This is a genomic window from Sphingomonas sp. AC522 (assembly GCF_979258125.1).
The window spans coordinates 122385-136215 of record NZ_OZ409836.1 but is presented as its reverse complement, the minus strand read 5'-3'; the positions used below and the strand labels follow the sequence as shown (position 1 = coordinate 136215).

14 protein-coding genes are annotated in these 13831 nt (G+C 65.3%); 7 read left to right on the top strand and 7 right to left on the bottom strand.

Annotated elements, in window-relative coordinates; genetic code table 11:
* The first annotated feature begins 104 nt into the window (after positions 1-104).
* From ACZZZM_RS00760 to ACZZZM_RS00745, 4 genes are read left to right on the top strand one after another with little or no spacing between them, the layout of a single operon-like run.
* A complete protein-coding gene (locus ACZZZM_RS00760; RefSeq protein ID WP_463596351.1) occupies positions 105-1430 on the top strand; it encodes a methyl-accepting chemotaxis protein in 1326 nt (441 codons plus the stop codon).
* 10 nt (positions 1431-1440) lie between these two features.
* Complete coding sequence (locus tag ACZZZM_RS00755; RefSeq protein WP_463593200.1) at positions 1441-2808, top strand: methyl-accepting chemotaxis protein; 1368 nt, start codon at positions 1441-1443, stop codon at positions 2806-2808.
* A gap of 24 nt (positions 2809-2832) precedes the next feature.
* The gene (locus ACZZZM_RS00750) at positions 2833-3537 is read left to right on the top strand and encodes an SDR family NAD(P)-dependent oxidoreductase (RefSeq protein WP_463593199.1); all 705 of its coding nucleotides are present in this window, start codon (positions 2833-2835) and stop codon (positions 3535-3537) included.
* Positions 3534-4499: a 50S ribosomal protein L11 methyltransferase gene (locus tag ACZZZM_RS00745; RefSeq protein WP_463593198.1), complete on the top strand. Its 966-nt coding sequence runs from the start codon at positions 3534-3536 to the stop codon at positions 4497-4499. The genes ACZZZM_RS00750 and ACZZZM_RS00745 overlap by 4 nt, the downstream gene beginning before the upstream one ends.
* Before the next feature lie 41 nt (positions 4500-4540).
* On the opposite strand, the gene phhA is transcribed toward ACZZZM_RS00745, so the two are convergent.
* Positions 4541-5413, bottom strand: coding sequence for a phenylalanine 4-monooxygenase (gene phhA, locus ACZZZM_RS00740; protein WP_463593197.1), 873 nt, complete (start codon positions 5411-5413; stop codon positions 4541-4543).
* Positions 5414-5459: 46 nt separating this feature from the next.
* Here phhA and ACZZZM_RS00735 point away from each other — a divergent pair, with 46 nt between their 5' ends.
* Positions 5460-6179, top strand: a complete 720-nt coding sequence (locus ACZZZM_RS00735) for an esterase/lipase family protein (protein WP_463593196.1) — start codon at positions 5460-5462, stop codon at positions 6177-6179.
* Here ACZZZM_RS00735 and ACZZZM_RS00730 read toward each other — a convergent pair.
* On the bottom strand, positions 6176-6469 hold the full coding sequence (locus ACZZZM_RS00730) for a hypothetical protein (protein ID WP_463593195.1): 294 nt from the start codon (positions 6467-6469) through the stop codon (positions 6176-6178). The two genes, ACZZZM_RS00735 and ACZZZM_RS00730, sit on opposite strands and share 4 nt — an antisense overlap.
* 8 nt (positions 6470-6477) lie before the next feature.
* Positions 6478-7518, bottom strand: coding sequence for a glycerophosphodiester phosphodiesterase (locus tag ACZZZM_RS00725; RefSeq protein WP_463596350.1), 1041 nt, complete (start codon positions 7516-7518; stop codon positions 6478-6480).
* A 73-nt stretch (positions 7519-7591) separates the two neighbouring features.
* Here ACZZZM_RS00725 and ACZZZM_RS00720 point away from each other — a divergent pair, with 73 nt between their 5' ends.
* The gene (locus ACZZZM_RS00720) at positions 7592-8503 is read left to right on the top strand and encodes an XdhC family protein (RefSeq protein WP_463593194.1); all 912 of its coding nucleotides are present in this window, start codon (positions 7592-7594) and stop codon (positions 8501-8503) included.
* Positions 8490-9083: a nucleotidyltransferase family protein gene (locus tag ACZZZM_RS00715; protein WP_463593193.1), complete on the top strand. Its 594-nt coding sequence runs from the start codon at positions 8490-8492 to the stop codon at positions 9081-9083. Before ACZZZM_RS00720 ends, ACZZZM_RS00715 begins: the two co-directional genes overlap by 14 nt.
* Positions 9084-9090: 7 nt before the next feature.
* Here the strand turns inward: ACZZZM_RS00715 and ACZZZM_RS00710 are convergent, their stop codons facing one another.
* Genes ACZZZM_RS00710 through ACZZZM_RS00695 form a run of 4 tightly spaced genes read right to left on the bottom strand, consistent with a single transcriptional unit; the run spans position 9091 to position 13819 of the window.
* Positions 9091-10299 carry an ABC transporter permease gene (locus tag ACZZZM_RS00710; protein WP_463593192.1) on the bottom strand — a complete coding sequence of 403 codons (1209 nt, stop codon included), beginning with the start codon at positions 10297-10299 and terminating at the stop codon, positions 9091-9093.
* Entirely contained in the window at positions 10299-11012 is a 714-nt protein-coding gene (locus ACZZZM_RS00705; protein WP_463593191.1) for an ABC transporter ATP-binding protein, read from the bottom strand. The genes ACZZZM_RS00710 and ACZZZM_RS00705 overlap by 1 nt, the downstream gene beginning before the upstream one ends.
* Positions 10999-12399, bottom strand: a complete 1401-nt coding sequence (locus tag ACZZZM_RS00700; protein ID WP_463593190.1) for an efflux RND transporter periplasmic adaptor subunit — start codon at positions 12397-12399, stop codon at positions 10999-11001. The genes ACZZZM_RS00705 and ACZZZM_RS00700 overlap by 14 nt, the downstream gene beginning before the upstream one ends.
* Positions 12389-13819, bottom strand: a complete 1431-nt coding sequence (locus tag ACZZZM_RS00695; RefSeq protein WP_463593189.1) for an efflux transporter outer membrane subunit — start codon at positions 13817-13819, stop codon at positions 12389-12391. The genes ACZZZM_RS00700 and ACZZZM_RS00695 overlap by 11 nt, the downstream gene beginning before the upstream one ends.
* Between the last annotated feature and the right edge of the window lie 12 nt (positions 13820-13831).

Genomic DNA, 13831 nt, shown 5'->3' with positions numbered 1-13831 from the left:
AGCGCATAGCTTTGCCCAAAGGATCGAGTGGCTCGGCCGCTCGTGCGAAGGGGACCTCTGTGACGACTGCCGCACTCAATACCAGCCTGCCTGCGCCTGGCACGATGACTGCCCGAATCGACGTGGCTTCGCGGCTGCGCATCTTCGATTTCGAAGGCTCGCTGGTCTCTTCGAGCCGCGAAGTCTGGGACACGCTCGAGCCCGAGATCCAGGCGGTCTCAGGGGCTTACTGGCAGCAATGGCTGCGCTGCTTTGCCGACGAGAGCAATTGGGCGCCTGATGATACGCAGAAGATGATCGATGTGGGCGCGGTGTTCCTCAAGAACCGCTTCCTCGACACCGCGGGCACGGCCTGGATCGAATCGATCGAGCGCTCGGTCGCCGCGGCCTATGCCAAGGCCGTGCCGCCGATGGCGTTGCTTTCGATGATCAGCGCGAGCGACCGCGCGGCGCTGGAAGTGCTGATGCGCCGAGTGGGATCGGAGAATTCCAGGCTTCCGGTTCTGATCGACACGCTGATGCGGCTCTCGGCGCTCGAAGGCGACATTACGGTCGAACTCTATAATCTCTACCGCGAATATAGCGCGCAGACTGCACGCGACCGGCTTGCCGCGGATTTCCGCGACTCGATCGGCGCGACCGTCGAACGGGCGTCGCGCGAAGGCGATGCGCTTCGTGTGCAAGCTGTCCATACTTCGGCCTCGGCACGGGGCATGCTGGGCAAGGCATCGGAAGTTGCGGCTGCGGCCGAGCAATCGGCCGTCGCGATGCGCGAAGCCGCGCAGACCGCGGCGGGCCTGATCCGCGCAATCGAAGACGCCCGGATGGAAGTCGAGGCCGCCGCCGATATCGCCACGCGCGCATCGGGCCAGGCAGGCGCGGCCGTGAGCACCAGCGAGGCATTGAGCGATCATGCCAAGTCGATCGAATCCATTCTCGGCCTGATCCGCGACATCGCCGGACAGACCAATCTGCTGGCGCTTAACGCCACCATCGAGGCAGCCCGCGCGGGCGATGCCGGGCGTGGGTTCGCAGTCGTGGCGCAGGAAGTGAAGAGCCTCGCCAACCAGACTGCGCGCGCCACCGACGACATCGCCGCCAAGATCGCCGCGATCCAATCGGCCACCAAATCGACTGTTGAGACCAATGTCTCGATCCGCTCGACCGTGACCGAAGTGCAGGAAAGCGCCGACCGCATCCGCAGCGCGATGGAAATCCAGGCACAGACCGTGACTGCGATCACTGCGGCAGTCGATGAGACTGCGCTCGCGGCGGATTCCATGTCGGCGACGATCGGCGCGATCCGCGAGGATACCGAATCGGTCGCCAGCGAAATCGATCGGGTGGGCCAGGGCTTCGCCGCCCTCGACGGCCAGCTCGGCAGCCTCAAGACCAGTGCGGGCGACTTCATCGCCAAAGTCGCGGCATAAGGAGAAGATGATGGTGGAAGCCCGCGAACCCGGCCAGTGGAGCGGCGGAACCCGCTCCGTCGCCGATCATCGCCGCGAATATGATTGGGACGGCGCGATCGAGCCCGGCTGCCGCGAAATCGCCGAGCTTGTCGGCGGGCGCCAGCGCGAAATCGCCGAGGCATTCTGGCGGCACTTCAAGGCGATGCCGACCAGCGCGCCGATGATGGCGCTGCTCAACGATCCCAAGGGATATGAAGCGCAGGTCGAGCATGGCACGCGCTATGGCACGCTCAAGTTCGAGAAGCCGTTCAGCGACGAGTGGGTCGAGATGGTGTGCGGCTATGCTGCGCAGACCTATCGCATCGGCATTCCGCTTCCCGCGGTCGTCGCCGCCTTTTCCTATGCGCATAGCGAGACAATGCGGGTGCTTCGCGAGAAACTGGGCGACGATGCCGAGCGGCTCGGGCGGCTGTGCGACGTGGTGCAGCGCATGGCGATGGCAGAGGCCGATCTGATGGCGGGACATCTGGGCGCGCGCGATGCGGCACAGGTCACCCAGGAGCGCCGCGAGCGCTCGCTCCAGTTCCAGGCGAGCATCGCCGAATCGATCCAGAGCGCGAACGAAGCCGGCAACCGCATCCGCGTTCAGGCGCAGGGTGCGTCGAGTTCGGCGCGGGGCATGCTGGGCAAGGCTTCCGAAGTCGCTGCGGCGGCGGAGCAATCGGCGGTTGCGATGCGCGAGGCGGCGTCGACTGCGGCGGGGCTGATCCGCGCGATCGAGGATGCCCGGATGGAAGTCGAGGCTGCGGCCGAGATCGCGACGCGTGCTTCGGGTCAGGCGGGCATGGCGGTGGGTTCGAGCGAGGCGCTGAGTGATCACGCCAAGTCGATCGAATCGATCCTTGGGCTGATCCGCGACATTGCCGGGCAGACCAATCTGCTCGCCTTGAACGCGACGATCGAAGCGGCGCGCGCAGGCGATGCCGGGCGCGGCTTTGCGGTCGTGGCGCAGGAAGTGAAATCGCTCGCGAACCAGACGGCGCGGGCGACCGACGACATCGCGGCCAAGATCGCGGCGATCCAGTCGGCGACCAAATCGACGGTCGAGACCAATATCTCGATCCGCTCGACGGTGAGCGAAGTGCAGGAAAGCGCGCACCGCATCCGCGCGGCGATGGAAGTACAGGCGCAAACCGTGACGGCGATCACGGCCGCAGTCGATGAGACTGCACTGGCAGCGGATTCGATGTCGGCGACGATCGGGGCGATCCGCGAGGATACCAAGAGCGTGACCAGCGAGATCGACACGCTCCAGCGCGACGTGACGGAAGTGGACGAACGGCTGCACCGGTTACGCGATGCCGCCGAGAGTTTCTCAAGCTCGGTGGCGGCGTAACGCGGCTTGGGTTAGTGGAGGCCGATGGCCTCCACTCACATTCTCCTCACCGGAAGTAGCCGCGGCATCGGCGCGGGGATTGCCGAATCCTTCGCCGACGATGATGTGCGCCTGATCGGGCATGGAACGCAGAGCGGCATCGCCGCCGATTTCGACAAGCCGGGCGGGGCGGAGATGCTCTGGCAAAAGGCACTCGACGCGCTTGACGGTCGCATCGATGTGCTGATCAACAATGCCGGCATCTTCGAGAGCAACCCCATCGGCCTCGACCATCAGGATTGGGTCAGCGGCTGGGAGCGGACGATGCGCGTCAATCTGACTGCCTCTGCCGAGCTCTGCCGTTTGGCGATCCGCCATTGGCAGGAAGGTGATCGCGGCGGCCGCATCGTGAACATCGCCAGCCGCGCCGCCTATCGCGGCGACAGCCCGGCGCATTGGCATTATGCCGCATCCAAGGCCGGCATGGTGGCCATGACCAAGAGCATCGCCCGCGGCTATGCAAGTGAAGGCGTGCTGGCATTCGCGATCTGCCCCGGCTTCACCATGACCGGAATGGCCGAGGACTATCTCGCCAGCCGCGGTGGCGACAAATTGCTGGCAGACATCCCCTTGGGCCGTGTGGCCGAACCCGCCGAAGTCGCGACGCTGGCGAGGTTTTGTGCATTGGAGGCGCCGCCCTCGATGACCGGCTCGGTACTGGACGTGAATGGTGCGAGCTATGTGCGATGAGTAGCTGGAAACTTACACTGCCCTGCACCCGCGACGAGGCGGAAATGCTCGAAGTCGAGGATCTGGATCTCGATCCCTTGCCCGTATTGCTCACCAGCGAGCGGGTGCCCGACGATCCCGCCAGCTGGCAGCTCGAGGCTTATTTCGATGGTAAGCCCAATAGCGCCGCGCTGGCAGCGGTACAGGCGCTGGTGCCGAGTTCGAAGGGCGTCAGGCCGGTTGCCGAGAAGATCCGCGATGCGGACTGGGTTACGCTCAGCCAATCGGGGATCGAGCCGGTCCATGCCGGGCGCTTCTATGTGCATACGGGCACGAACAAGGGTCGCGTGCCGGCTGACACCAAAGCATTCCGGATCGATGCCGGGCTCGCCTTCGGGACAGGCACGCACGAGACCACTTCGGGCTGCCTGATTGCGCTGGGCGAGCTCAAGGCGCGCGGGCTGCAGGTGCGCAACTTCATCGATGTCGGTACTGGCACCGGACTGCTGGCGTTCGCCGCGATGCACTTGTGGCCGCGTGCTTATGCGACAGCATCGGACATCGATCCGCGTTCGATCGACGTGACGGCGGAAAATGCCGAATTGAACGGCGTGGCGCTTGGCGGTGGGCGGGGGCAAGTGTCGCTCGCAGCGGCCGCGGGGCTGGAGCATCCCCTGCTGATCGGCCGTGCACCCTATGATCTTGTCATCGCCAACATTCTAGCCGGGCCGCTGACCGAGCTTGCGCCGACAATCGGCATGGCATTGGAGGAAGGCGGCACTCTCGTGATGGCGGGGCTGCTCGACAAGCAGGCGGAGACCGTCGCACGGGCATATCGCCGGCAGGGATTGCGGCTCGTCGGTCGGCTCGATCGCGGCGACTGGCCGACGCTGATCCTGCAGAAGCGGAGCCGGTTCGGGACCGAGCGAGTTACCCGGTTGAGCCGGGGCAAGGGCGAGGCGCCGGGGTTCGGAAGCTGGTGAATCCAGAGATTGTCACCCCGGCACAAGGTCGGGGTGACAAGTTAGAGTTGGCCCTTCGAGGCAGCATATTCCTGCGTGCCGCGCGTAATAACGCAGTCTTCGGGCAGGATCGCCGCGATCGGGATGTCTGGCTGGGCGAGGATTTCCTGGTAGAGCGGCGCGAAATCGGTTTCGACCGTTACGCGCAGCAATTCGTCGAAGCTCGGCACGACGAAGTAATTCTGCTGGAAATCATCGATCCGGTAATCGGTGCGCATCACGCGCTTCAAATCGAAGCCGATGCGGTTGGGGCTGGGGTCTTCCAGCGCGAAGATGCTTTCGGCGAAGCTCGAGACGATCCCGGAGCCGTAGATGCGCAGATTCCCTTCTTCCTCGATCAGGCCGAATTCGACCGTGTACCAATAGAGCCTGCCGAGTTGCTTGAGTGCGCCAAGCTCGAGCGCACGATTGCCGCCGCGGCCATAGGCTTCGAGATAATCGGCGAAGACCGGATCGGCGAGCATCGGGACATGGCCGAACACGTCATGGAAGACGTCGGGCTCCTGGATGTAATCGAGCTGATCGGGGCGGCGGATGAAATTGCCCGCCACGAACCGCCGATTGGCCATGTGATCGAAGAACACCTCGTCGGGAACGAGCCCGGGCACTGCCACGACCTGCCAGCCGGTAAGCTTCATCAGCCGCTCGGACAGTTCTTCGAAATTGGGGATGCCGCCATCGGACAGCCGAAGCGCATCAAGCCCCTTGAGATAGGCCTTGCTGGCGCGGCCGGGGAGCAGTTTCGCCTGGCGTGCGAACAAAGTGTCCCAGGTGGAATGCTCTTCGGCGGTATATGCCTGCCAATTCTGCGGGATCGTCCAATCGGGCGCGGCACCTTCGGGGGGACGGTCGAGAACATGGGTTTCCTGAATCATGCCCACTACATAGCATGGCGTCTACTTGCGATGAAATGAGGCTTTGATGCTGCCGACCCCGCGTGATGCGTCCGTCCCGCCGCCAAAGGCCGCAGTAGCGCTCGAATGGCCGCGCGCGGCGTGGACAGTCGCGCGGCTGGCGATGGGGGGCTGGGCGAAGGACCTGCCGCCGGGCGATGGGCGGCCCGTGCTGGCGCTGCCGGGGCTGTTCAATACCGACCGCTCGAACCTCGCGCTGCGCCATCTGCTCCGCAAGCTCGGCTACCGCGCTTATGGCTGGGGATTAGGGCGCAATTTCGGAGTGCGCACGGTCGGCGCGGAGAATGAGCGGCTGATCGCGCGGATCGCCGAAATTCATGCCGAGACTCGGGAAAAAGTCACGCTGGTAGGCATTTCGCTGGGCGGGATCATGGCGCGGCTGGCGGCGCACCGGAACCCGGAGCTGGTCCGCGAAGTCATCACGATCAGCTCGCCCTTTGCCGGGCCGCCGACCGCGACCAATGTATGGCGCCAGTTCGAATTGCTGACCGGCGAGAAGATCGGCGACGCCGCGGTGATCGCCCGGCGTGAGGAGGCTGCGCGGCCTTTGCCCATGCCGGCGACTGCGATCTGGAGCCGCAGCGACGGGCTGGTCAACGGGCTGATCTGCCGTGAGGAGGAAGGCGCCGCCGCCCGCGCGATCGAGATCAGCAGCAGCCATTTGTTCGTGCAGATGAAGCCTGAGACGCTGCGCGCGGTTGCGCAGGTGCTCGGGGGAAGCGCTTAGCGGTCGTCGCGCTTGCGCTTGCGGTCGTTGCGCTGCTTTTCCTTGAGCTCGGCGTCACTCCAGGCCTCTTCCTCCGCGGCTGCGCGCTTGGCGCGACCTTCCTCGGCTTCCTTCTTGCGCATCTTCTTGCCGTAGTTGCGGTCGGACTCTTCCTGGCTGGTGGTCGCCCAGTCGGCGGTCTGGCTGGCGGCCTTGATCGGCAACGTCGCGACATCGACGATGGTCTTGGCGATGCAGCCGCCCGAGAGCAGCGGCAATGCCACGATGAGTGGAATGAGGATCTTGCGCATGTCGGTCCTTACTTTGCGGGCGTTCGGAAAGACGCACGCGCCTGGGATCCGATATAGGGGTAATCGGTGAAGAAACCGTCCACGCCTAGCCCGATGAAATACTGCATTTCCTCCAGCAGCCGGCCATGTTCCGCTGGGTTGGTGCCGGTGCGATAGGCCAGGTTGAGGAATGCATTCTCGGCGCGAAAGGTCCAGGGATGGATCTTGAGCCCCGCGGCATGCGCGTCGGCAACCAGCGTTGTAGGCTTGTTGTCCGGCGCGAGGATCAGGGTGAGCTCGGGGCCGATGCCGTACGCATATTGCGCTATTTCGCCGAGCGCCTTGGGCGCGACCATCTCGCGATAGGTCGCATAGGAGCCGTCTGCCGGCGCCGTGGCAGGCTTGATCAGCTGGATGAGGCGGATGTGGGTCTGCTTACGCAGCGCTTTTAAATTATTGACTTCGAACGACTGGATGAAGACTGGCGCGTCCGCACGGTCCCAACCGGCTTTTTTGAGCGCGGCCAGCAGCGTCGGTTCGATCGGCAGGCCTAGCCTCGCGAAATAGCTGGGGTGCTTGGTTTCGGGATAGATACCGATCGTCCGGCCGGTCTTGGCGCTGGCGCTTTTGGCAAGGGCGATGACTTCTTCGAGCGTGGGAATCTCGGCCTGGCCGTTGAAGCGCATGTTGGCGGGGCGCATCTGCGGGAGCCGCTCGATGGCGCGCAGCGTCTTGAGCTCGGCGAGAGTGAAATCCTCGGTAAACCAGCCGGTCTCGGTCACGCCGTCGATCGTCTTGGTTGTCCGCCGCTTCGCGAATTCGGGATGCTGGGCGATGTCCGTGGTTTCGACGATATTGTTTTCGTGACGGACGACGAGATGGCCGTCCCTGGTCGGCACGAGGTCGGGCTCGATGAAATCGGCGCCCTGTTTGATCGCCAATTCATAGGCTATCAGGGTATGCTCGGGCCGTTCGCCGCTGGCGCCGCGATGGGCGATGATCAGGGGTGCGGTTTCGGTTTCATGCTCCGCAGTCGTCGCGCAGCCCCCTGCAGTCAGCCATGCCGCCATGATCAACGATCTCGCCAGTGCCCGCTTCACACGGTAGCGATAGCGCAACGATGTGACGGGAGCGAGGCGAAGCGTGGCGGAAAACGACAGCGTGATTGCGGCGGCGCAAGCGTGGAAGGGTTCCGCGATGGCGCTGGCGACAGTGGTCTCGACTTGGGGATCGGCGCCGCGGCCGCGGGGCTCGCACATGATCGTGCATGCCGATGGACGTTTCGAGGGGTCGGTCTCGGGCGGGTGCGTCGAGAGCGATATCCTCGCGGCGGCTGCCGAAGTGATTGCCGGGGCTCCCGCGATGCTCAAGAGCTATGGCGTCGCGGACGATGCGGCCTGGGAAGTCGGGCTTCCCTGCGGCGGGACGATCGAGGTTCTGGTGCAGCCGGTATCTGACGCTGGGTTTCCTCCCGCCCTGTTTGACAGCATCGCCGCGGCACGGGGCGCCGGGACACCGCTCGATGTGGGGACGGACCTCGCGACCGGCATCAGCGCGATCGGCGCGGGCGGGTTCTTCAATCGCTACGATCCGCCGCGGCGGCTGCTGATCGTCGGCGCGGTTCAGATCGCGCAATCGCTTGCCGGGCTGGCGCGCGAACTGGGAATACTGACCATCGTCATCGATCCGCGCGGGAGATTTCTGACGCCCGAGCGTTTCCCCGGAGTGACATTGGACGACCGCTGGCCCGACGAGGCCGTAACCGCCCTGCGGCCCGACCGTGCCACCGCGGTGGTGACGCTCAGCCATGATCCCAAGATCGACGATGCCGCGCTGGCTGCCGCGCTGGCCAGCCCCGCGGGCTATGTCGCCGCACTGGGATCGCGCAAAAGCCATGCGGCGCGGCTCGCGCGACTGGCGGCGGCGGGCGCGAGTGCGGACGATCTGGGGCGGATCGAAGGGCCGGCCGGCCTCGATCTCGGCGCGATCGGCCCTGCCGAGATCGCCTTGTCTATAGCGGCGTCGATGGTGCGGAGCTTCCATGATCGAGCCTGAGCAAGTCGCGTTGGTGCTGCTTGCCGCGGGGCGCTCGCGGCGTTTCGACGGCGACAAACTGAGCGAGGAATTTCTCGACAAGCCGCTGGCATATCATGTGGTGACGGCGCTCGAGAAAATCCCGTTCTGTGCGCGGATTGCAATCGTCTCCGATACGCGGCTCGATTTCGCCGAGCGGGGTTACCGCGTGGTCGAGAACCCCGATCCGTCGCTCGGACAGGCGCGCTCGCTCTGCCATGGCGTTAGCGCGGCGAAGGAGGCCGGGTGCGATTATGTGCTCGTCGCGCTTGCGGACATGCCGCGGGTGACGGCGGCGCATGTCTATCGGCTGTTCGACGCCGCCAATGGCCCCGACACGATCGTGGCGTCGAGCGACGGGGTGCGACCGATGCCGCCGGCTTTGTTCGGCAGCGGCCGCTTCGATGACTTGCTCGCGCTCGACGGCGACGAGGGCGCGCGCGAGTTGATCAAGAGCGGGCGGCATGTGGTGACTTCGCCTGCGGAACTGGTCGATATCGATACGCGGGACGAGCTCGAAAAATTGCGCGAACTCTATGGGCTGCCCACGGACGGGAAATAGGCGTTGCTCATTCGTGCCGCAGCGCGTCGATCGGGTTCAGCCCTGCCGCGCGCCGAGCCGGGAAATAGCCGAAAACCACGCCGATCACTGCCGAGATTGCAAAGGCGATGACGTTGATCTGCACGTCGAACAGGAAGGGCAGGCTGCCGAGATAGGACATGATCCCGACGGCAAGCTGCGCCAGCACCAGCCCGATCACGCCGCCGAGCATCGACAGGACCACGGCTTCGACCAGGAATTGCATCAGCACTTCGCTCGCGACAGCGCCGATCGCCAGCCGGATGCCGATCTCGCGGGTCCGTTCGGTAACCGAGACGAGCATGATGTTCATGATCCCGATCCCGCCGACGACCAGGCTGATGCCGGCCACCGCCGCGACGATCTGCGTCAGCAGGGTCGTCGTGCCGGTCAGCGTCTGGCTGATCTGGGCCGTGTCGAAGATATTGAAATCGTCCTGCTTGCCGCCCGAGATGTTGCGGCGTTCGCGCAAGAGATCGGTGATGCCCGACTGGACCTGCGCGCTTTCATAATCTGGATCGGTGCCGACCAGCATCAGGCGGATGTCGCGATTGCCGGTGAAGCGGCGCTGGACCTGCTTGATCGGCATGATGATCACATCGTCCTGATCGCCGCCGAACCCTGCCTGGCCGCGCGCGGTGAGCACGCCGATGACATCGCACGAAACGCCGTTGACGCGGACGCGCTCACCTACCGCGCTGCCGCCGCGAAAGAGATTGGTGCGCACCGTGTTGCCGATGATGCAGACTGCCTTGCCGGCCTGTTCCTCAGTGCGGTTCCAGATGCGGCCCTGCGCCAGCGGCCAAGGCTGGACGCGGAAGAAATCGGCGGTCGTGCCATTGACCGTGGTCGACCAATTGGCACCGTTATATATCGCCGTCGCAGTCGATTGGGCCTGGGGCGCAACAGCGGTGACGCCGGCGACCTGCGAGCGGATCGCCGAGACGTCCTCTTCTTCGAAATCGGCAGGACGCGGGCCGCCGCCGCCACGGCCGAAGCCCTGGCCGGGGCGGACCTGGAGGATATTGGTACCGAGCGACGATATCTGCTGCTGGACCGCGGCAGTGGTCGCCTTGCCGAGCGTGACCATCGTCACGACCGCGGCGACGCCGATGATGATGCCGAGCGCAGTCAGGATCGAGCGCAATTTGTGGCGAAGGATCGATCGGATCGCGAGGATGAAGGTGGTGCCGAACATCAGGCAGGCACCTTGTCGTTATGCTCGATCCGCTCGACCAGCCCGTCCTTGAAGTGGACCAGCGTGCGCGCGAAGGCGGCCATGTCGGGCTCGTGGGTGACCATCAGAACGGTGATGTTGCTGTTCTGGTTGAGGTCGGTGAGCAATTGCATGATCTCCACCGAGCGCTCCGAATCCAGATTGCCGGTCGGCTCGTCGGCGAGGAGCACGTCGGGGTTGGTGACGATCGCGCGGGCGATCGCGACGCGCTGCTGCTGGCCGCCCGAAAGCTCGGCGGGGGTGTGGTCCCACCATTTATCGAGGCCAACTTTCTCGAGCGCCGCCATCGCCGCATCGCGCCGCGCCTGCTTGGCGTCGCCGCGATAGACCAAAGGCAATTCGACATTTTCGAGCGCCGAAGTGCGCGCGAGGAGGTTGAAGCCCTGGAAGACGAAGCCGAGATATTTGCGGCGAAGCAAGGCGCGCTGATCGCGGCCCAATTGCTCGACATGCACGCCCTTGAAGCGGAATTCGCCGCCCGAAGGCACGTCGAGACAGCCGAGGATATTCATCGTCGTTGACTTGCCCGAACCCGACGGGCCCATCACCGCGACGAAATCTCCCGCGGCGATGTCCAAGTCGATGCCCTTCAGCGCCTGGAACTGCGTCGCGCCCTCGCCATAGATCTTGGTGACGCCGCGCAGCTGGATCAGCGGAGCTTCATTGTCCGCCACGCTGACCTCCGCTTTGGCCGCTTTGGCCGCCTGCACCGCTTTGGCGGCGCTGGCCGGAGCCGCGCTTGCTGCTGGCACCGTTTGCCGAAAGCTGGCCGGTGATGACCTTGTCGCCGGGCTTGAGCTGGCCGCCGGTGACTTCGGTGACGGTTCCGTTGGTATCGCCGGTGGTGACCTGAACGGCCTGCGGCTTGCCGTCTTCGCCGGTGATGTAGACCGTCTGCTGCGCGCCGCGCGCGACGGTAGCGGTCTTTTCGGCCTGGTTGCCGCGGCGCGGGCGGCTGGGCACCAGCGCACCAGTGATGCCGCTCTTGCCGCTGCTGTCCGCAGCGCCCGCCACTGCCGGGGTGAAGCGCAACGCCGCATTGGGGACGAGCAGGACATTGGGCTTGGCCTTGGTGGTGATTTCCGCGGTGGCGGTCATCCCGGGGCGCAGCTGCAAATCGGGATTGGAGACGCTGAGCGTCGCCGCATAGGAGACTACCTGTGCCGTGGTCGATGTGGTGGTGGTGGTCGATGCCGAGAGGTTCGAGCCCAGATCGACGCGCGTGATCGTCGCGGGGAAGGTCTTGCCGGGGAAGGCATCGACCGTGAAGGTCGCGGTCTGGCCCTGCTGGACCGAGCCGACATCGGCTTCGTCGATCGAAACCTGAAGCTCCATTGCCGAGAGATCCTCTGCGATCACGAACAGAACTGGCGCATTGAACGATGCCGCGACGGTCTGGCCCGGCTCGATCTGACGCGCGAGGACGACGCCGTTGACGGGCGAGCGGATGACGGCCTTGGCGCGCTGGGTCTGGTTCGACGAGAGCGCGGCGCGCGCGGAGGCGACATTGGCCTGCGCCGCGCGCTGTGCGGCGACTGCGCGCTGCACGGCGGCGCGCCCCTGTTCGAGCTCGACCTTGGCGGGGACGCGCCCGCCCGAAAGGCGGCTGACTTCCTCGAGACGCGCCAACTGCGCCTGTGATTCGCTCACCGTGGCCGCAGCCTGCGAGACCTGGGCAATATTGGCATTCAACGCAGCCACGCTTTGCGCGATCGCGTCATCGAGCCTTGAGGTATCGAGCAAAGCGATCGGCTGGCCCTTTACGACGCGGTCGTTGACGTCGGCGCTGACGTTTTCGACGAGGCCCGAAAGCTCCGAGCCGACCGTCACCTGGTTGGTCGGCGCGAGCTTGCCCGTCGCCGAAACCGTGACCGTCAGATTGCCGCGCTCGACTTCCGCAGTCGAATAGCTGACTTCGCCCGAGCCGCCGAACAGGCGAAAGGCGAGCAGCACCAGAAGCAGCACGCCGATCCCGATCAGTACCCATTTCAGATAGCGCCGCCACCAAGGCGCGGCGGGCGTGCCGAGGAATTCGTCGAGCTTCTTGGGATCAGTTGCCATTATTGCGAGCCTGTTCGGGAGCGGTGGGCGTGACATTGCTGTCCCAGCCGCCGCCCAATGCGAGATAGAGTTGGATCAGCGCCGTCGATTGATCGGCCTGCGCCTGGGTGAGGCCGTTGCGCGCGGAGAGCAGGCTGGCCTCGGCCTGGTTGAGCGTGGTGAAATCGGTCAGCCCGGAGCGGTATTGCAGGCGCGCCAGCAGTGTCTGGTTGTTCGCGGCATCGAGCGCGACGCGGAACTCGGTCTCGCGGCGCTGGGCCGACTGGAGCGCGACGACTGCATTCTCGATATCCTCCAGACTGGTCAGCACGGTCTGCTTGTAGCTGAGGAACGCGCCTTCGGCCGCGGCCTCGGTGGAGCGGATCTGGCTGCGCGTGCGCCCGGCGTCAAAGATAGTCTGCGCGATATTGGCGAACAGCCGTCCGCTGATCGCGTCGAAGATCGTTGAGAGCGCTCCGCCTCCGCCATCGAGGCTGCCGCCGATCGAAAGCGCCGGATAAAGCTGGGCGGTGGCGACGCCGATCTGGGCAGTCGCGGCCGCCAGATTGCGCTCTGCAGCGCGCACATCGGGACGCTGGCGGAGGGCGTCGGCGGGGATTCCGGTGGCGACACTGGCGGGGCCGCGCGGGATCGGCTTGGGCGATTCGAGTTCGGCCTTGAGCGCGCCCGGCGCCTGGCCGGTCAGCACGCCCAGCCGCGAGACGAAGCTGTTATAGCTCGCTTCGAGCGAGGGGATCGAAGCCGCGGTCTGGGCGCGGCTGGCGCGCGCCTGTTCCTGATCGAGCGAGGAGACTAAACCTGCCTGGACGCGCCAGCCAGCGATCTGGAGATTGTCGTCCTGGATCGCCAGCGCGTCGCGGGCATTGGCGAGGTTTGCCTGGGCAAGGCGCGCAAGCACGTAATTGCGGGCGGTCTCGGCCTGGATCGAAATCAGAACCGCGGCATAATCGAAGCCGCTCGCTTCATAACCGGCACGCGATACCTCGACGCCGCGGCGGACGCCGCCGAACAAGTCGACCTGGTAATTGGCGTCCGCGCCGATCGAGAAATTGTCGTTCGATCCGAAGCTGCCGCCGGCGATCGGGAGGCCCCGCGAATAGCCCGCGCCGCCGCTGATCGTCGGCAACAGGCTGGCGCGCGACTGGGTGAGCGATTCGCGCGCTTGGCGCAGCCGAGTAACGGCGAGCGCGATATCGAGATTGGCTGCGCGGGCGCGATCGACCAGGCTGGCGAGCGTCGGATCATCGAATTTGGTCCACCAATGCGTCAGGTCTTCCTGCGCCTGTTGGTTGGCCGCGACCGAATAATCATTGGGCACGCCGAGTTCGGCGGCGGCGCGCGGACGGTAATCCGGCCCGGACGAACAGGCGGCGAGCGGGATCGCGAGTGCGAGCGTCCAGGCGAAGGGGCGGCTGATCATGACCTCGTAGAT

Bases quoted from the DNA above. Each gene is read 5' to 3' on its own strand.
- ACZZZM_RS00760 (WP_463596351.1), top strand. From the start codon at position 105: ATGACTGCCCGAATCGACGTGGCTTCGCGGCTGCGCATCTTCGATTTC.
- ACZZZM_RS00755 (WP_463593200.1), top strand. From the start codon at position 1,441: ATGGTGGAAGCCCGCGAACCCGGCCAGTGGAGCGGCGGAACCCGCTCC.
- ACZZZM_RS00750 (WP_463593199.1), top strand. From the start codon at position 2,833: ATGGCCTCCACTCACATTCTCCTCACCGGAAGTAGCCGCGGCATCGGC.
- ACZZZM_RS00745 (WP_463593198.1), top strand. From the start codon at position 3,534: ATGAGTAGCTGGAAACTTACACTGCCCTGCACCCGCGACGAGGCGGAA.
- phhA (WP_463593197.1), bottom strand. From the start codon at position 5,413: ATGATTCAGGAAACCCATGTTCTCGACCGTCCCCCCGAAGGTGCCGCG.
- ACZZZM_RS00735 (WP_463593196.1), top strand. From the start codon at position 5,460: ATGCTGCCGACCCCGCGTGATGCGTCCGTCCCGCCGCCAAAGGCCGCA.
- ACZZZM_RS00730 (WP_463593195.1), bottom strand. From the start codon at position 6,469: ATGCGCAAGATCCTCATTCCACTCATCGTGGCATTGCCGCTGCTCTCG.
- ACZZZM_RS00725 (WP_463596350.1), bottom strand. From the start codon at position 7,518: ATGGCGGCATGGCTGACTGCAGGGGGCTGCGCGACGACTGCGGAGCAT.
- ACZZZM_RS00715 (WP_463593193.1), top strand. From the start codon at position 8,490: ATGATCGAGCCTGAGCAAGTCGCGTTGGTGCTGCTTGCCGCGGGGCGC.
- ACZZZM_RS00710 (WP_463593192.1), bottom strand. From the start codon at position 10,299: ATGTTCGGCACCACCTTCATCCTCGCGATCCGATCGATCCTTCGCCAC.
- ACZZZM_RS00700 (WP_463593190.1), bottom strand. From the start codon at position 12,399: ATGGCAACTGATCCCAAGAAGCTCGACGAATTCCTCGGCACGCCCGCC.
- ACZZZM_RS00695 (WP_463593189.1), bottom strand. From the start codon at position 13,819: ATGATCAGCCGCCCCTTCGCCTGGACGCTCGCACTCGCGATCCCGCTC.